General features: G+C 72.6%; 17 protein-coding genes. 8 read left to right on the forward strand and 9 right to left on the reverse strand.

The window, feature by feature from the left end:
- Positions 1–55: 55 nt before the first annotated feature.
- Positions 56–1,306 (reverse strand): DUF2786 domain-containing protein, encoded by a 1,251-nt coding sequence (locus tag LO772_RS19985; RefSeq protein WP_231773388.1) that lies wholly within the window; start codon positions 1,304–1,306, stop codon positions 56–58.
- A 192-nt stretch (positions 1,307–1,498) separates the two neighbouring features.
- Positions 1,499–2,095 (reverse strand): TetR/AcrR family transcriptional regulator, encoded by a 597-nt coding sequence (locus tag LO772_RS19990; protein WP_231773389.1) that lies wholly within the window; start codon positions 2,093–2,095, stop codon positions 1,499–1,501.
- A gap of 59 nt (positions 2,096–2,154) precedes the next feature.
- On the opposite strand from LO772_RS19990, the gene LO772_RS19995 reads away from it, so the two are divergent.
- Positions 2,155–3,084 carry an NAD-dependent epimerase/dehydratase family protein gene (locus LO772_RS19995; RefSeq protein ID WP_231773390.1) on the forward strand — a complete coding sequence of 310 codons (930 nt, stop codon included), beginning with the start codon at positions 2,155–2,157 and terminating at the stop codon, positions 3,082–3,084.
- Between the two features lie 126 nt (positions 3,085–3,210).
- Here LO772_RS19995 and LO772_RS20000 read toward each other — a convergent pair whose 3' ends face one another.
- Positions 3,211–3,621, reverse strand: a complete 411-nt coding sequence (locus LO772_RS20000) for a Rieske (2Fe-2S) protein (RefSeq protein WP_231773391.1) — start codon at positions 3,619–3,621, stop codon at positions 3,211–3,213.
- A gap of 181 nt (positions 3,622–3,802) precedes the next feature.
- Here LO772_RS20000 and LO772_RS20005 point away from each other — a divergent pair, with 181 nt between their 5' ends.
- On the forward strand, positions 3,803–5,365 hold the full coding sequence (locus LO772_RS20005) for a class I adenylate-forming enzyme family protein (RefSeq protein ID WP_231773392.1): 1,563 nt from the start codon (positions 3,803–3,805) through the stop codon (positions 5,363–5,365).
- A 47-nt stretch (positions 5,366–5,412) separates the two neighbouring features.
- Here LO772_RS20005 and LO772_RS20010 read toward each other — a convergent pair whose 3' ends face one another.
- A complete protein-coding gene (locus LO772_RS20010) occupies positions 5,413–6,033 on the reverse strand; it encodes a cysteine hydrolase (protein ID WP_231773393.1) in 621 nt (206 codons plus the stop codon).
- Positions 6,034–6,145: 112 nt separating this feature from the next.
- Between LO772_RS20010 and LO772_RS20015 the strand changes: the two genes are divergently transcribed.
- The 5 genes from LO772_RS20015 to LO772_RS20035 all read left to right on the forward strand — a co-directional run bounded on the left by LO772_RS20015 (position 6,146) and on the right by LO772_RS20035 (position 11,542).
- Positions 6,146–7,405 carry an amidohydrolase family protein gene (locus LO772_RS20015; RefSeq protein ID WP_231773394.1) on the forward strand — a complete coding sequence of 420 codons (1,260 nt, stop codon included), beginning with the start codon at positions 6,146–6,148 and terminating at the stop codon, positions 7,403–7,405.
- 57 nt (positions 7,406–7,462) lie between these two features.
- Positions 7,463–8,368 carry an SDR family oxidoreductase gene (locus LO772_RS20020; RefSeq protein WP_231773395.1) on the forward strand — a complete coding sequence of 302 codons (906 nt, stop codon included), beginning with the start codon at positions 7,463–7,465 and terminating at the stop codon, positions 8,366–8,368.
- Between the two features lie 6 nt (positions 8,369–8,374).
- Positions 8,375–9,565: an acyl-CoA dehydrogenase gene (locus LO772_RS20025; RefSeq protein ID WP_231773396.1), complete on the forward strand. Its 1,191-nt coding sequence runs from the start codon at positions 8,375–8,377 to the stop codon at positions 9,563–9,565.
- A gap of 7 nt (positions 9,566–9,572) precedes the next feature.
- Positions 9,573–10,559 (forward strand): acyl-CoA dehydrogenase family protein, encoded by a 987-nt coding sequence (locus LO772_RS20030; RefSeq protein WP_231773397.1) that lies wholly within the window; start codon positions 9,573–9,575, stop codon positions 10,557–10,559.
- Positions 10,560–10,651: 92 nt separating this feature from the next.
- A complete protein-coding gene (locus LO772_RS20035) occupies positions 10,652–11,542 on the forward strand; it encodes an aminoglycoside phosphotransferase family protein (RefSeq protein ID WP_231773398.1) in 891 nt (296 codons plus the stop codon).
- Here the strand turns inward: LO772_RS20035 and LO772_RS20040 are convergent.
- Complete coding sequence (locus LO772_RS20040) at positions 11,442–12,113, reverse strand: ATP-binding protein (protein ID WP_231773399.1); 672 nt, start codon at positions 12,111–12,113, stop codon at positions 11,442–11,444. The two genes, LO772_RS20035 and LO772_RS20040, sit on opposite strands and share 101 nt — an antisense overlap.
- 223 nt (positions 12,114–12,336) lie before the next feature.
- On the opposite strand from LO772_RS20040, the gene LO772_RS20045 reads away from it, so the two are divergent.
- Positions 12,337–13,605 (forward strand): helix-turn-helix domain-containing protein, encoded by a 1,269-nt coding sequence (locus LO772_RS20045; RefSeq protein WP_231773400.1) that lies wholly within the window; start codon positions 12,337–12,339, stop codon positions 13,603–13,605.
- Positions 13,606–13,635: 30 nt separating this feature from the next.
- On the opposite strand, the gene LO772_RS20050 is transcribed toward LO772_RS20045, so the two are convergent.
- From LO772_RS20050 to LO772_RS20065, 4 genes are all read right to left on the reverse strand, one after another.
- Complete coding sequence (locus LO772_RS20050; protein ID WP_231773401.1) at positions 13,636–14,436, reverse strand: SDR family NAD(P)-dependent oxidoreductase; 801 nt, start codon at positions 14,434–14,436, stop codon at positions 13,636–13,638.
- Positions 14,437–14,569: 133 nt separating this feature from the next.
- A complete protein-coding gene (locus tag LO772_RS20055; RefSeq protein ID WP_231773402.1) occupies positions 14,570–15,496 on the reverse strand; it encodes an SMP-30/gluconolactonase/LRE family protein in 927 nt (308 codons plus the stop codon).
- Positions 15,497–15,578: 82 nt separating this feature from the next.
- Positions 15,579–16,541: a sugar kinase gene (locus tag LO772_RS20060; RefSeq protein WP_231773403.1), complete on the reverse strand. Its 963-nt coding sequence runs from the start codon at positions 16,539–16,541 to the stop codon at positions 15,579–15,581.
- Positions 16,538–17,182 carry a bifunctional 4-hydroxy-2-oxoglutarate aldolase/2-dehydro-3-deoxy-phosphogluconate aldolase gene (locus LO772_RS20065; RefSeq protein WP_231773404.1) on the reverse strand — a complete coding sequence of 215 codons (645 nt, stop codon included), beginning with the start codon at positions 17,180–17,182 and terminating at the stop codon, positions 16,538–16,540. Before LO772_RS20065 ends, LO772_RS20060 begins: the two co-directional genes overlap by 4 nt.
- Positions 17,183–17,187: the final 5 nt, after the last annotated feature.

A 17,187-nucleotide genomic window follows, 5' to 3' on the forward strand; every position in this document is an offset into this window, starting at 1 on the left:
GCGTGTGCTCCGCGCCCGGTCCTCGGTCGGCCGCGTTTCGGCGCACGCCCGGTCGTCAGGTCGCGGGACCTCGCCCGCGGCCGATGCCGCGCGGGCCGACGTCGGCGCGGTCGGCCGCCGCTTGGCCGTGGGTCCAGCCTTCCTCGTCGCGGATGCGGACGCGGTGCGTGACCAGGTCGGGGAACATCCGGTCGGTCGCGTCGTGGACGGCGACCGTGCGGGAGGCGAGGACCGGGAGCAGGTCGGCGGGCGCGTCACCGGACGCGGCCTCGTGGGCGGCCTGTTCGACCGCGGTGGTGAGGCGTTCGCCGATGCGGTCGGCGTACGCGACCAGGAACGACTGGCGGTAGTCGCGGTTCCGGGCGCCGCGGGTGTTCCGGCGGCGGGACCGTGACTCGTCGCGGGTCATCGCGGCGGTCGCCTGCACCAGCAGCGATGTGTACAGCAGCTCGACGGCGTCCAGGTCGGCGGCGAAGCCGATGACGGTCGAGAAGCCGAACTCGCGGGACCACACCGTGCGGCAGCGGTTGGCCTCGGCGACCGCGTCGAGGAGCATCGCCTTCTCGGCGTCGTAGGGGGTGTCGACGCCGATCCGGATGGCGCCGGGTGTCTCTCCCGGGGCGGATTCCCCGCCGGAGGCGGCGAGCAGGGCCGCGTCGATGCTGTGCCGGGCCATCAGTTGCTGGGCCTTGGCGCTCAGGGCCTCGGCCTCCTCGGCGAAGTCGGTCGACTCGGCCTTCGCCAGCAGCGCTCGGATGCGGCCGAGCATGCGCGGTTCGGCGCCGGGCGTACGGGCGGGTGCGGTGTGGGCCGCCTCCGCCGCCTCCAGCCGCAGCGGGAGGATCGCGGGGAGGCGCGCGTACAGCCGCAGGACCTCCAGGGCGTACCCCGCGGCCTCGAAGCGCATCAGATTCTCGCGGCGTGCGAACCGGGTGAGGTATTCGTCGTCGCCGGACCACCACGCCTCGGCCTCCAGAGCGCGCAACTGCGCCGCCCAGCGGCTGCCGCGTCGCGCCGCGGACTCCTCGCGCGCGGCGGCGGCCACGATGTCGATCCCGAGACGCACGTGGCGCTCGCCGAGCCCGCGCGCCACCATGCGCACGACGTCCGCGGGCTGCCACCCGCGCGCCCAGCACCCGGCCACGACGCGCGACCCGAGCGCGACGTACGCCCGGCTCACGTCGGGCCACCGGTCGTCGTGCGCGGCCATCGCCGAGGCCCCGGAGTCGACGGCCGCCTCGACCGCGGCGTCGTCGGGGGCACCGAGGAGGGCGTGCAGGATCTCGTCGAGGAGCGCGGTGGGCATGGGGCCATTGTCCGCGAGGCCGGTACGGACGCGCACACACGGGCGGTTCGCCGTCGGGCGGGTGACGTCGGCGGGGTCGGGGGCGGGGGTTGCGTGTTGGACGCGCGGGGCGCCCGTGCGCGGTGTCGGCACGTCGGTTCGCCGTCGGGCCGTGCGCAAGCTGGGCCGGGATCGGGGTGTTCCGCGCCGGATTCAGCGGGCTTCCATGCCCCGGGTCATCGCGTCGAAGGCGGCGTCCCAGTGCCGGCGGGCCTCCTCCGGGCCGCCGAGCGCGCCGCGGAGTTCGAGGCCGCACAGTCCGTGGGCGAGGGCGTTGAGCCTGACGGCGAGGTCGTGGGGGTCGGCGGGGGCGAAGGCGCCGTGCTCCACGCATCGGGCGACGGCGGCGACCAGGACGTCGAAGGTCGGTCGGATCAGCTCGCCGGTCTCGGCGTCGGGCCGGAACTCGGGGACGGGCCGTCCGAACATCAGTTCGTACAAGTGGGGGTTGGCGAGGGCGCTGGCACGGTAGGCGTGGCCGAGGGAGAGGAGGTCGGCCACGGGGTCCGCGGTGCGCGGGACGGCGGCGAACGCCGCGGCGAGGCGTTCGAACCCGGCCAGGAACATCGTGCGGACGAGCCCCGCCTTGCTGCCGAAGAGGTTGTAGACGGCGGAGGTGGACACCCCGGCCTGTTCCGCGACGCGGCGGGTGCTGAGCGCCGCCGGGCCTTCGGCGGAGAGGAGACGGCCGCCGGCGTCGACGAGTGCGCGGCGGAGTTCCTCGTAATCGCGGCTTCTTGGTCTCGCCATGCCGCCATGTTAACGTAACGGTGTTATGTAACAGTGTTTCCTCACGAGTGGAGTACGTCATGCCTGGTCTGCACGTCGTCCTCGGCGCCACGGGAGCGATCGGTGCGGCCGTCGTCGCCGAGCTGACCGGCCGCGGCCACCGGGTCCGCGCCGTCAGCCGCGCCGCCGCCTCCGGGCCGCACGCGTTCCGGGCCGATGTCACCGCGCCGGACGAAGCCGTCGCCGCCTGCGCGGGCGCGGAGGTGGTCTACCAGTGCGCGCAGCCGAAATACGAGCGGTGGACGGCGGAGTTCCCCGACCTGACCCGCGCGGTCCTCGCGGGTGTCGAGGCCGCCGGGGCCAAGCTCGTCATGGCCGACAACCTCTACGTGTACGGGCCGGTCGAAGGGCCCATGACCGAGGACCTGCCGCACGCCGCCGCCAACCCCCAGGGCCGGGTCCGCGCCGAGGTCGACCGACTGATCCTCGACGCCCACCGGGCCGGGCGGGTCCGCGCGACGTTGGGGCGGGCGTCCGACTACTACGGGCCCGGCGGCCTCAGCACCATCGTCGGCCCGAACGTCTTCGCCGCGGCTCTGGCCGGGAAGACGATCCGCTGGGTCGGCGACCTCGACCAGCCGCACACCGTGTCGTACCTCCCCGACATCGCCGCCGGGCTGGTGCGTCTCGGCGAGAGCGACGAGGCCGACGGGCGTGCGTGGCACCTGCCCGTGCCGGAGGCGGTCACCGGCCGCGCGTTCTGCGACCTCGTGCGGGACGAGACCTCGCGGCGGTCCAAGGTCGCCGGGCTCGGCCGGGGCGCCCAGCGCGCGATCGGGCTGTTCAACCCCGTCGTGCGCGCACTCGGCGAGACCTGGTACCAGCGCGACCGCCCCTTCGTCGCGGACGACTCGGCGTTCCGCGCCGCGTTCGCCCCGGTCACGGTGACCTCGCACGCCGACGGCGTGGCCGCGACACTCGACTGGTACCGACGCAACGGCGACCGCTGACCGACCGGCCCGGGGCCGCCGCGCGTCGCCAAGACCTTTCCGCCGCACGGGTGTTCCGTCCGCGCCGCGGGTCGACGGGGGCGCGGCCCGGGCGTCCGCGGGGACCGTTTCCCGGGCCTGCGGGCGTCAGGGGCAGGCGGTGCGCTTCGCCGCCTTGGCGGCGCGGGGCGTCGGGTCGATGTAGGCGATCGTGTCGACGACCACGATGGGGTAGGTGCGGAGCGCGCGGGAGGCGAACCGGCCGGACGAGCGGCCGGTGTCGGCGCGGAAGCACGTGTGGTGGGCGGGGCAGGTGATCGTGTCGCCGACGACCGTGCCCCGGGAGAGGAGCGCGCCGGCGTGGGGGCAGCGGTCCTCGACGGCGTGGATCGTGGTGCCGTGCCGCACGACGGCGATCGGGGGATGGTCGCTGACGCGGCGGATGACGCCCTCCGGGACGTCGCCGACCGGCCCGAGGCGCAGGGCGTGTTCGGGTACCACGCCGTCCGGCACGGGCTCCGGGCGCGCGCCGCGGTCTCGGCGGAACGGCACCTTCATACCCGGCAGGGTAGGCACACCTCACGGCGGACGGCACCCGGGTCGTGATCGACGTCACGTTCGCGGTCGCCCCGACCTTCCCCGGTCGGCTTTTCTGACGTACCGTCAGGTCGATGTTTCCGCGGGTCCGGAACCGCCGCGGATCGCGGTCCGGTGGGCGAGCCATGTACGGGGAGGGCACGTGTCTGCTCCGATCTACGACGCCGCAACGCTCTGGGAGTTGGTGGAACGCCGTGCCGCGGCGTCACCGGACGTCCCGATGCTGCTCGACCCGGACGACCGGCGGGTCACGTTCGCGGAGTTCAAGGCGTGGGCGGAGCGGGTCGCGGCGGGGTACCACGCCCTCGGGATCGGGGCCGGCACGCGCGTTTCGTGGCAACTGCCCACGCGGATCGAGTCGATCGTCGCCGCGACGGCCCTGGCCCGGCTCGGCGCGGTGCAGAACCCGATCATCCCGTTCTACCGAGCGAAGGAGGTCGGCTTCTGCCTGCGGCAGACCCGCGCCGAGTTCTTCCTGACCCCGGGGGTGTGGAAGGGCTTCGACTTCGCCGCGATGGGCGAGGCATTGGGCAAGGAACTCCCCGATGGGCTCACGGTGTTGGTGGCGTACGACGGGCTCCCCGAAGGCGACCCGGCGGCGCTGCCGTCCGCGCTGGCCGACGGGGAGGAGGTGCGCTGGCTGTACTACACGTCCGGGACGACGTCGGATCCGAAGGGCGTGCAGCACACCGACGGGACGCTGATCGCGGGCGGCATCGGGCTGGCGAGGGCGCTCGACATGGCGGAGGGCGACATCGGGTCGATCGCGTTCCCGTACGCGCACATCGCCGGGCCCGACTACGTCAACACGCTGCTGGTCACGGGGTTCCCCGCGGTCGTCGTGGAGACGTTCGACCCGGCGAGCGTGATCCCGGTGTACGCGCGCCTCGGCGTCACGATGGTCGGCGGGTCGACGGCGTTCTACCTCGCGTTCCTGGGCGAGCAGCGCAAGCGGCCGGGGACGCGGATCATCCCGACGCTGCGGATCGTCTCCGGGGGCGGGGCGCCGAAGCCGCCGGAGCTGTTCCGCGAAGTTGCCGACGAGATGCGGGCGGTGCTGTGCCACGGCTACGGCATGACCGAGTGCCCGATGATCGCTCAGGGCGGGCCGGGGGACTCCGAGGACCAGCTCACGCACAGCGAGGGGCGTCCGGTGCACGGCATCGAGGTGCGGATCGTCCGGGCCGACGGGGAGGAGGCCGGGCCGGACGAGGAGGGCGAGGTCAGGCTGCGCGGGCCGATGGTGTTCAAGGGCTACACCGATCCCGCGCTCAACGACGAGGCGTTCGACGCCGACGGTTTCTTCCGCACGGGCGACCTGGGCAAGGTGCGCGCCGACGGGCATCTGGCGCTGACCGGGCGGCTCAAGGACGTGATCATCCGCAAGGGCGAGAACATCTCGGCGCGGGAGATCGAGGACCTGTTGTTCGCGCACCCGAAGGTCGCCGATGTCGCGGTGGTGGGGCTGGACGACCGCGAGCGCGGCGAGCGGGTGTGTGCCGTGGTGGAGCGCCAACCGGGGGAAGCGGACCTGGAGTTCGCGGAGATGTCCGGATACCTGGCGGACGCCGGGCTCATGCGGCAGAAGATCCCGGAGCAGTTGGAGATCGTCGACGCGCTGCCGCGCAACGAGACGCTGCGCAAGGTGCTGAAGTTCCGCATCAGGGACGAGTTCAACGGCAGGCCGTGGAGCCCGCGGCGGTAGGCGCGCCGGGGTGCGGAATCCCGCGTTCGGTGCGGGATTCCGCGCTCTCAGCGGGCTTTCCACACCTCGACGACCCGGGCGGTCGTCGTGACGGTGGCCACCGCGCCCAGGGTGTGGGTGAGGACGGCCTCCGCGTAGTCGGGGGGAAATCCGGCCACGGCCTCGCGCGGGATGACGAAGCGGAATCCGGCGTTGACGGCGTCCATCGCGAAGTTGACCATGCCGACGTTGAGCGAGACGCCGACGCCGACCACGGTGGTGGCCCCGAGGTTCCGCAGCACCGCGGCGAGGCCGGTGTCGGCCATCGGGCCGAGGCCGTGGTAGCGCGTCAGCACCAGGTCGGAGGGGGCGACGGCGATGCCGGAGGCGACCTGTGCGGCGAACGAGCCGGGGGCCAGGCGTACGGAGGCCTTCGCGGCGGCACCGAACACGCGCGCGTTGCCGTTGGCCCCGGCGCCGTCGTCGCGCCGCAGCGCGAGGCAGTGGACGACGGGCACGCGGGCGGTACGCGCCGCGCGGCACAGTGCGTCGACGGCCGGAATCATCTCCCGCGTGTGCTCGGCGAGTCCGGGGAAGATCGCGTCGTCGCCGATCACCCCGTTCTGGCATTCCTGGGTGACCAACGCGGTCGCCGCCGGGTCGAGAAGCGCGTGCAGATCGACGGGCATGAAGGTCTCCTGACGGTGCGTCGGCTTGCTGTTGTGCGCACAGGCAGATTACGCTGAATCTGACGGTCCATCAGATCTGTGTCTCACAAGAACACGTGCGTAGGAGGGGCCGATGAGTGTCGACCTGCAGGAGCAGGCCGCCACCGAGTCCGGCGGCGGTTCCGGAGGTTCCACCGGGTTCGGGGAGCTTCCGAGGATCATCAGCGTCGACGACCATGTCATCGAACCGGCACACCTGTTCGAGCGCTGGTTGCCGGCGAAGTACCGCGAGCGGGGGCCCCAGGCGGTCCGGACCGGCATCGGCAGACTCGAGTACACCGGGGCCAGCTACAAGATCACCACCGACCCCGACGGCCCGCTCGCGGACTGGTGGTTCTACGAGGACCTGAGGTTCCCGTACAAGCGCAACATCGCCGCGGCGGGGTTCAGCCGCGACCAGATGACGCTCGAAGGCATCACGCGCGACGAGATGCGGCCGGGGCTCTACGACCCCGCGGAGCGGCTGAAGGACATGGACCTCAATCATGTCGAGGCGTCGCTGTGCTTCCCCACCTTCCCGCGCTTCTGCGGCCAGACCTTCCACGAGGCGCGCGACAAGGAACTCGCGCTGGCGTGCGTGCGCGCGTACAACGACTGGATGGTGGAGGAGTGGTGCGGTGACTCCGGCGGGCGGCTGATCCCGCTGGTCATCGTGCCGCTGTGGGACGTCGGGCTCGCGGTGGCGGAGGTCGTGCGCAACGCCGACCGGGGGGTGCGCGCGGTGTGCTTCTCGGAGATCCCCGCGTTCCTGGGCCTGCCGAGCATCCACACCGGCCACTGGGATCCGTTCTTCCGCACCTGCGAGGAGCGCGGCGTCGCGGTCAACATGCACATCGGGTCGTCGTCGACGATGCCGGCGGCCTCCCCGGACGCGCCCGCGGCCGTGCAGGCGAGCCTCAGCTTCAACAACGCGATGGCGTCGATGGCCGACTTCATCTTCGCGGGCGTCCCGGCCCGCTTCCCCCGGATCAAACTCGCGTACTCCGAGGGGCAGATGGGCTGGATCCCCTACGCGCTCGAACGCATGGACGACGTGTGGGAGGAGCACCGCGCGTGGGCCGGGGTCGGCGACGATTTGTCCGAGCCGCCGTCGTCCTACTTCCGGCGGAACATGTACGCGTGCTTCTTCCGCGACCGGCACGGTGTCGACTCGCTCGACATCATCGGCCCCGACAACGTGACCTTCGAGACCGACTACCCGCACGTCGACTCCACGTGGCCGAACACCAGGAAGGTCGCCGAGGAGCACTTGGCCCGGCTGGACGCGGAGACGGTCTACAAGGTGGTGCGGGGGAACGCGATCCGCATGCTCGACCTGGATTTCGACAAGTAGGCGGTTCGTCCCGAACTCCGGGACGCACGACCAGGGTTACTGCCGAAGGGGAGAGGCGTGGGCATCTGCGAGGGACGCGTCGTCATCGTCACCGGAGCCGGGGGCGGCCTGGGGCGGGAGCACGCGCTGGCGTTCGCGCGCGAGGGAGCGTCCGTGGTCGTCAACGACATCGGCGCGTCCCGTCGGGGGGACGGCCGGTCCCCCGGGCCCGCGCAGGCGGTCGTCGACGAGATCACCGCACGGGGCGGCACGGCGGTCGCCAACACCGACGACGTCGCCGACTGGGAGGGCGCCGCGCGCCTGGTCGGCCGTGCCGTCGACGCGTTCGGCCGCCTGGACGTGCTGGTCAACAACGCGGGCTTCCTGCGCGACCGCATGCTGGTCTCGCTGAGCGAGGACGAGTGGGACGCGGTCGTGCGCGTCCACCTCAAAGGCCACTTCGCGGTCATGCGGCACGCCGCCGCGCACTGGCGCGAGCGGGCCAAGGCCGGTGAGCCGGTCGACGCGCGCATCGTCAACACCAGTTCCGGCGCCGGGCTGATGGGCTCGGTCGCGCAGGGCAACTACGCGGCGGCCAAGGGCGGCATCCTCACGCTCACGCAGGTCGCGGCGGTCGAATTCGCGCGCTACGGCGTCACGGTCAACGCCATCGCCCCGGCCGCGCGGACCCGTATGACGGAGGAAGCCATGCCCGACATGGTCGCCGCGCCGACCGACGGCTCCTTCGACTTCTACGCCCCGGCCAACGTCTCGCCGCTGGTGGTGTGGCTCGGCTCGGCGGAGTCCGCCGGCGTCACCGGGCGGTGCTTCGAGGTGGAGGGCGACAAGATCTCGGTCGCGGTCGGCTGGCGGCACGGACCCGAGGCGCGGGCCGGACGCCGGTGGGAGCCGGGGGAGTTGGGGGCCGTCGTCACCAAGCTCATCGACGAGGCGCCCGAGCCGACGCCGGTCTACGGGGTCTGAGGCGCCATGGACCTGCGCTACACGGAAGCGGAGGAGGGGTTCCGCGCCGAGCTGCGCGCGTGGCTGGCGTCCGCGCTGCCGACGCTGCCCGGCAAACCGGACCGCGCCGACTGGCCGGGGCGCCGCGCGTACGACACGGCGTGGCAGCGCATGCTCTTCGACGCCGGATACGCGGGCGTCCACTGGCCCGTCGAGGCGGGCGGGCGCGGGGCGACGCCGACCGAGCACCTGATCTTCCTGGAGGAGACCGAGCGCGCGGGGGCACCCTATGTGGGCGCGAACTTCGTCGGCCTGCTGCACGCCGGGCCGACGATCAACGCGGCGGGCACGGAGGAGCAGCGGCGGAGGTACCTGCCCGGGATCCTCTCCGGCGACGACGTGTGGTGCCAGGGGTTCTCCGAGCCGGGCGCCGGCTCGGACCTCGCGGCGCTGCGCACGCGGGCGGTGCGCGACGGCGACGAATACGTGCTGAACGGCTCGAAGATCTGGACATCGCACGCCGAAGTCGCCGACTACTGCGAGATGTTGGTCCGGACCGACCCGGACGCGCCGAAGCACAAGGGCATTTCGTGGCTGATCGTGCCGATGGACGCGCCCGGGCTCTCGGTACGGCCCCTCGACACCATCATGGGCACGTCGGAGTTCGCCGAGGTGTTCCTCGACGACGTACGGGTGCCGGTCGCCAACCGGGTCGGCGAGGAGAACGACGGCTGGCGCGTCACGATGGTGACGCTGTCGTTCGAACGCGGGACGGCGTTCGTGAGCGAGGTCGTGGCGTGCCGTCGTCTGCTGCGCGAACTCGCGTCACTCGCCCGCGCGATGCCCCGGTCCCCGGACGCGACCGCGTGGGACGACACCACCCTGCGCCGCGAACTCGGGCATCTGACAGCGGAGTTCGAGGCGCTGTGGGCGCTCACCAAGTGGAACGTCTCGAAGGCGTCCCGCTCCGGCGTCCCCGGCGTGGGCGGGTCGGTCTTCAAACTGCGCTTCTCGGAGACCAAGCAGAAGGCGTACGACCTGGCCCATCGGCTGCTCGGGCGCGCCGCGCTGTGTGTCGAGGACGTGGCCGGGCTGCCGAGCGGCGCGCTGGTCGACGAACGGCTCTCGTCGCTGTCGTACACGATCGCCGCGGGGACGTCGCAGATCCAGCGCAACATCGTGGGCGAGCGCATCCTCGGCCTGCCGAAGGAGAGGTGACGCGGCGGTGGACTTCCAACTCACGTCGGCACAAAGGGACTTGGCCTCCGGATTCCGGTCCTTCTGCGAACGTCGCTTCGACCGCGACCGCCTGCGCGGCCTCGTCGACCGCGACCGGCCGCCGGGCATGGTCGACCGCGAGCTGTGGGCCGAACTCGCCGAGACCGGTGTCTTCTGCCTGCGGCTCGCGGAGGACGACGGCGGTGTCGGCCTCGGCACCGCGGAGGCGGCCTTGGTCTTCGAGGAGGCGGGACGCGCCCTGCTGCCGGGGCCGTTGGTCGCGACGCATCTCGCCGCCTCGCTGCCGGGGCGCGTCGGCACGGGCGCGGCCTCCGGTGACCTGGTCGTCGGCCTCGCCGCCGCCGACCAGTTCCCCCTTCTGGTCGAACACCTCGACGCCGTGGACGAGTTGCTGATCCGCTCTCCCGACGGAATCCGCCGTATCGACCGGTCGGCCCTGCGCGCCACCGCGATCCGCACCCCGACGGACCCCTGCACCCCGCTGCACCACGTCGCCACCGTGCCCGACGGCGCGTTGATCGCCGACGCAGCCGCCGCCGAGCGCCTGCTCCGCGAAGGCGCCGTACTCACCGCCGCGCTGCAACTCGGCATCGCCGGCAAGTTGACCGAGATGTCCACCCGATACGCCCGCGAGCGCGAGCAGTTCGGCCGCGTCATCGGCGGCTTCCAGGCCGTGAAGCACCTCTGCGCCGACATGCTGGTGCGTACCGAGGTCGCCCGCGCGGCGGTGTACGCGGCGGCGGTGACCCTGGACGACCCGGAGGCCGGCGACCCCGCCGTGGCCGTCCCGACCGCCAAGCTGATGGCCGACGAGGCCGCGACCCGCAACGGCAAGGACGCCACCCAGGTCCACGGCGGCATGGGCTTCACCTGGGAAGTGGACGTGCACCTGTACCTGAAGCGGGCATGGGTCCACGCGACACAGTACGGCGGCCCCGAGGAACACGAAGAGGCCTTGGCCGCGACGTTGTAGCCGACTCCCTCGGCACCCGCTTCCCGGAGCCGGGTCCCGACCCGTGGTGTGATGAGCGGGCATCTTCCCACCCACGGAACGGGACGCCGCACATGGACACCCCCGAGATCACCGAGGCCGTTGTACGGGCGCTGTTGCGGGCGCAGCAGCCGGATCTCGTGGGGCTGCCGATCCACGGTGCGGTCACCGGCTGGGACAACCAGATGTGGCGGCTCGGTGAGGAGTTGGCGGTGCGGTTGCCGCGTACTCCGCGTGGGCCGGAGCTGTTGCGCGGGGAGCACCGGTGGTTGCCGGCCCTGGCCCCGTGTCTTCCCCTGCCGGTTCCGACGCCGTTGCGCCTCGGGGAGCCGTCCGCGGACTTTCCGAAGCCGTGGTCCGTCGTCGTGTGGGTCCCCGGCGAACCGGGCGACCGCGCGCCGGTCACCCGGGGCGAGCACGCGGCCGACGCGCTGGCGGGCTTCCTGACCGCGCTGCACACGCAGGCCGTTCCGGAGGACGCTCCCGTCAACGCGGTCCGCGGGGTTCCGCTCGGTACGCACGAGCGGTATTTCGACGAGAAGTTCCGCGAGCTGGCGGTCGAACTCCCCGACGGCGTGGGGGACATCTGGAAGGACGCCGTCGCCGCCGACCCCTGGGACGCCCCGCCGGTATGGCTGCACGGCGACCTCCACCCCGCGAACGTCGTCGTCACCGACGGAACCCTCTCCGGCGTCATCGACTTCGGCGAACTCTGCACCGGCGACCCCGCGACCGACCTCGCCGCCGCCTGGCTCCTGCTCCCCTCCGGCGCCCGGGCCCGCTTCTTCGCCACCTACGGAAACCCGGACCCGGCGACCATCCGACGCGCCCGAGGCTGGGCGGTCGTGCAAAGCCTGTCCCTCATCACCGTCGGCCGGGCCGGCGAAAAGGGCCTCCCCGGAGGAAAAGTGACGTGGGGTCGGGCGGGTCGGCTGGCGATCGACCGTGTGCTGACGGCGAGTTGAGCGTCAGCGGGACGGCGACAGGTGATCGCCGGACCGGTTCGGTGACATCGGTTGGGGCGACGACGGCGCGCACGAGGCTCGCGATGTCCTCGCTCGCTGCGGCATCGACGGGAGCCATGGGCTCCGACGTTCCCGGCATGATCCGGGAATCCGGCCGCGGGGTGCGGAACACCACGCACACCGCCTTGCGGAGTTCGTTCACGGTGACCTCGATTTCGTCGGCCAACCGCGCGACGATCGCCAACCCGCGTCCCGCCGTATGCTCCATGTCGATTTCGACGATGTTCAATGCGGGCAACAAGTGCGGGGCACTGTCGATGAGTGCGATGCCGAACATGTCGGGCTGCCATCGCACGGCGACCACGAAGTCTTCGCTGCCGTGGGCGTGTCGCACAGCGTTTGACGCCAACTCGCTGACTACCAGTCGGACGGTTTCACGGTCCACACCACACCGGGCGGCGTGAGCGGACACCCGGTCACGGGCGATCTTGACCGACGACGCGTCAGCCGGCAATCGCCACGACCAAGCCAGGCGCGCCGGAGCCATGGGCTCCGGTGTGGTGTTGTTCATCGCACTCCCTTGCAACCATCCAGCCCGGACGGGGCACATGCCTGATCAAGAGACATCAGACGTCGTGAGGCCGGCCTTGGGCGGACCAACGTGCTCGACTGAGGACCAGTGAACGTGAATCCCCCGTACCTCTCTGGTGTCAAAAGGGGGTGCATTTGTGGCAGGGGGCCACGCTGAGGGGCCAGGATTGACCGCGGACAGTCCGGACTCGGGGAGAGCGGGCATGATGACACCAGACGGCATTGGCGCCATGCTCAGGGAAATTCGGGAAGCCGCAGGATTAACCCGTGAGGAACAAGCCCTGCTTTTACAGAAAGCCCGGGCCGACGCGTGGTTCGATCCCGAAAACCTGAAGCGTTGGGAAACCGAGCGCCGATTGCCGGTGCCGCGCTGGCACCCGTTGCTGGCCGTGGTGTACGGGCGATCTGAGGAGGAGGTCACCCGTGCGGTTGCGGTGTCCAGGCGGTGGCGCAGGCAACAGCGTGCGTCCGGTGGCGAAAAGGAGGACGGCACGGTGAAGCGACGGCAGTTTCTCGGTGCGGCGGCGGTAGCGGCGGGAGTTGGCGCTCTGCCCGGGATCGCGGAGGCGCACGAGGGGATCAATACGGCGTTGTCCGGCGCGGACTCGGGCGAACTCACGTATCTGGAAGGCGCGTTCGAACGTCATCGCGGTGGCTACCGGGGTAGGCCGCCTGCCGAGGTACTTACGCATATGCGCGCGGATCTTGACCTTCTTCGGGAGGTTTTGGGCCGCCCGTACCCGGCGCGTTCGCGTGCGGAATTGGCGCGTACCGCCGCAGGGATCAGCGGATTGGTGGCGATCATCCAGCATGATCGTGGGGAACAGCGGGACTCCCACGGCTGGTTCACCACCGCCGCGCGGGCGGCGCGTGAGTCCGGGGACCGTCACATGCTCGCCTGGATTTTGGCGCGTCACGCCATGGTGCCGCTCAATTACGGTGCTCCCCGCGCCGCTGCCGAACTCGCGGGACAGGCCCGGGCCGAGGCCGGTCAAACGCCAACGGCGGCTGCGGCGCTCGGGGCGGCGGTTGCCGCTCGTGCACTTGCCGCCGCAGGTGAGCATGAAGGTGCCTTCGAAGCGGTTGCGGATGCGCGTGCGATCGCCGAACACCTCGACGCCGCGCAGACTGCGGACACGTGGTTCGGCTACCCGCAGCAGAAGCACCACGTTCACCTCTCGCAGGCGTACACGCTGATGGGCAGGACGCGTGAGGCGTACACGGAGCAGGAATCGGCTCTTGCGCTGACGCGCTCGCCATCCGTCATGACGCGTGCTCTGCTGGCAATGGACACCGCGATGTGCCTGAGTGCGGACGGCGATTCGACGGGTGCGGTCGACAAGGCCGTGGACGTTTGGCAACAACTCCCGGAGGCGTACCGGGTCGGCTTGGTGCGTTCGCGTGCGTACGCCCTCCACGAGACGTTGTCCGGGAGCGCGTACGCCCGGCTCGGCGAGGCGCTGGCCGGATAGTCACAAGTTCACGCGTTGTCGCTCAGCGCGTCAGCCGGCGAAGCGGATGCCGAGGCCCGCGTCGACGGGGACCTCGGCGCCGGTCATGCCCCGGGCGCCGGGGCCGGTGAGGAAGGCGACGACGTTGGCGACGTCGGCGGGGTCGCACATGCGGCCCAGGGGGTGCTGCGCGAGTACGGCGGCTTCGGCGGCCCGCGGGTCGGGTTGGGCGGCGAAGTAGTCGGCGACCAGTTGGGTGCGGGTCCAGCCGGGGCTCACCGCGTTGACGCGGATGCCGTCGGGAGCCAGTTCGAGGGCCAGGCTGCGGGTGAGCCCGATCAGACCGGATTTGGCGGCGGCGTACGGGAAGTAGCCCCGGGCGGTGAGCCGGGCGTGCAGCGAGGCCACGTTGACGATCGCGGGGTCGGTGCCGCGCCGGAGCAGGGGGATGGCGTGTTTGGCGCAGAGCCAGGCGGCCTTGAGGTCGACGGCGAAGACTTTGTCCCATTCGGCCTCCGTCATCGCGGCCGGGTCGTAATAGGCGTTCACGCCCGCGTTGTTGACGAGGATGTCGAGCCCGCCGAAGCGGTCGGCGACGGCGGAGACGGCGGTACGGACCGCCTCTTCGTCGGTGACGTCGGTGACCTGGGGCAGCAGGCGCTCGGCGTGGTCGGGGAGCAGGTCGCGGAGCGCGCGGACCCGGCGGTCGAGCGCGTCGGGGTCGCGGTCGAGCAGCCCGACGTACGCGCCCGCGTGCAGCAGGGCCCGCGCGGTGGCGGCGCCGATGCCCTGCGCGGCGCCGGTGACGATGGCGGTGCGGTGGTTCGGGGGGCGGGTGTGCTGGTCGCCCATGGCGGCTCACCTCGGGTCTTGTCGGATGCGATCAGGGCTTGTGGGGCCGGCCGGTGTCCGCCGGTGCGGCCGTGGTGCGCCGTGGCGTGGTCGGAGGGCGCGTGCTTGGTCGGGTGAGGGCGGGGGAGACGGGTCAGGTGATGATCGCCGCGACCGCCTCGGGAGCGCTGATTCCCACGGGGGCGGCCAGCACACGGCCGTCGTGGTCGCGTGGGGCGTCGAGGCCGTGGGCCGCGGTGGCGACGAACAGCCGGCCGTCGTGCAGGGCCGGGCTGGTCGGTTGGTCGGCGGGGACGCGCAGCCGCCGGTCGAGCGTTCCGTCAGGTGTGTAGCGGTGGACGGCGGCTCCTCCCCACAGGGCGACCCACAGGTGGCCGGCGTCGTCGACGGTCATGCCGTCGGGGCTGCCCGCGTCGGCGGGGAGACGGACGAACGGTCGGCGGTCGGCCGGGGTGCCGGTGGTCGGGTCGACGGCGAAGCGGTCGATCAGGCCCCGTGCGGAGTCGGCGAGGTACAGGGTCGTGCCGTCGGCGGTGAACGCGGGGCCGTTGGGCACCGTGAGGCCGTCGAGGACGCGGGTCACGCCGCCGTCGGCGTCGACGCGGTAGAGGGACCCCGCCCCGGCCGTGCCGTCGTAGGGCATGGTGCCGAACCAGAACCGTCCGGCGGGATCGCAGACCCCGTCGTTGACGCGCATGGCGACCGGGTTGCCGTCCTCGGGCCGGTCGATCCACGCGACCGTGCCGTCGGGGCCGAGGAGTGCGACGCCGGTGCCGGCGGCGGCGAGCCAGGTGCCGGGGCGTCCGGCCACGGGCGCGACGGCACCCAACGGGACGTCGAGGCGGGCGAGTTCGCGGCCGTCACCCGGGGTGCGGGTGTCCAGTGCGGTCAGGGTTCCGGCGAGGATGTCGACGGTGACCAGCCGGTCGCCGACCCAGCGCAGCCCTTCGCCGAGTTCGCGGCGCGCGGATGTCCACGCCCGGAAAACGGCCTTGTCGGTGACGTCGGCCTCCGGGCGGTCGCGCTGGGGCATCGTGTTCTCCTCGATGGTCGGTGACACGGCCTGGTCCTCGGCTTCGGGACCGTCGGTTCCCGCCGCGCGGGGCCCGGGTGACCAAGCGGTGAGCCTGTCCGCCTCGGCGTTAGCGCTCGGTCGCGCCCGGTGCGCGGTCCAGCAGGCCGAGTTCGGCGCGGGTGGGCAGCCCTTCCCAGTCGCCCGGCGCGGCGACGGCGAACGCGCCGAGGGTGTTGCCGCGTTCGAGGCGGTCCGCCGGGTTCGCGCCGTCGAGCCATGCGGAGAGGTATCCCGCGCAGAAGGCGTCGCCGGCCCCGACGGTGTCGCGTACCGGCACCTGCCGGGCCGGAACCCGGTGGCGCCCGGACGCGGTGTGCAGTTCGGCGCCGTCGCCGCCGCGCTTGACCACGACGTCGGTGGTGGCGCCGGAGGACAGCAGGGACCGGGCCTGCTCGGCGGTTCCGTGGGCGTCGGGGGCGGCGACCAGGGGGATTTCGTCGTCGGACGCGACGACGATGTCGGCGAGCGCGGCGAGCGGGCGCAGCACGCGGGCGGCGGTTTCGGCATCCCACAGGCGCGCGCGGAAGTTGACGTCGAGACAGACCGCGACGCCCGCCGACCGGGCGAGGGCCACCGCCTCCCCGACGGCGCCCGCGGGCCCCGGACCGAGCGCGCACGTGACTCCGGTGATGTGCAACACCCGTGCCCCGTCCAGCAGTTCCGGCCTGATGTCGGACGGCCGAAGCCGCGACCCGGCCGACCCCGCGCGGTAGTACTGCACCCGGACGATGTCGGCGATCCGGGGCTCGAACAGGATGAGCCCGGTCGGCGCGGCGTCGTCCTCGGCGGCTCCCGCGAGGTCGACGCCTTCCGCCCGCAGCGTACGCAGCACCAGGGCGCCCGGCTCGTCGGCGCCGACCCGGCCGATCCACCGCGCGCGGTGTCCGAGCCGGGCCAGGCCGATGGCGACGTTGGACTCCGCCCCGGCGACGGACAGGTTCATCCGGCCGCCGAGACGCAGCGGTCCCTCCCCGCGCAGCGCGGCCATCGTTTCGCCGAGCGTGACGACGTCGACCGGGGCGGTGCTCACGGGGTGCTCCGGAACGACCGGACGGCGGCGAGGAACGCGCGGGCGCGGGTGCGCAGCGCGGCCAGGTCGCCGCCGCGCGGCGCGTCGCCGTTGATCGGGCCTCCGACACCGACGGCGACGGCACCGGCCTCCAGGTAGGCGACGGCGGTGGCGGCGTCCACCCCGCCGGTCGGGACGAACGGCACGTCCGGGAGCGGTTCCCGCAGCGCCTTGAGGTAGGCGGGGCCGCCGACGAAGGCGGGGAAGAGCTTGACCGCGGTGGCGCCCTCGCGCACCGCGCGCACCACCTCCGTCGGGGTCAGCGCGCCGGCGGCGACCGGCAGACCGAGGTCGAGCGACGCGGTGACGCCGTCGCCGAGTGCGGGTGTGACGGCGTAGACGGCACCCGCGTCGCGGGCGCGCCGGGCCTGCTCCGCCGTCAGGACGGTGCCGGCGCCGATGGTGGCGCCGGTGGGCAGCGCCGCCGCCCGTTCGATCACCCGGTAGGCGTCCGCCGTGGTCAGTGATACCTCGATCAGGCCCAGGCCTTCCTCGGCGAGGGTGGCCACGGTGCGGAAGGCCGCCTCGGGGTCGTTGCCCCGGACGATCGAGACCACCCGCTCGGCGCGCAGCAGATCGAGGAACGTCGTTGTGGCTGCCATGAGTC

Origin of the sequence: Yinghuangia sp. ASG 101 (genome assembly GCF_021165735.1) — a bacterium.
Classification (GTDB): Bacteria; Actinomycetota; Actinomycetes; order Streptomycetales; family Streptomycetaceae; genus Yinghuangia.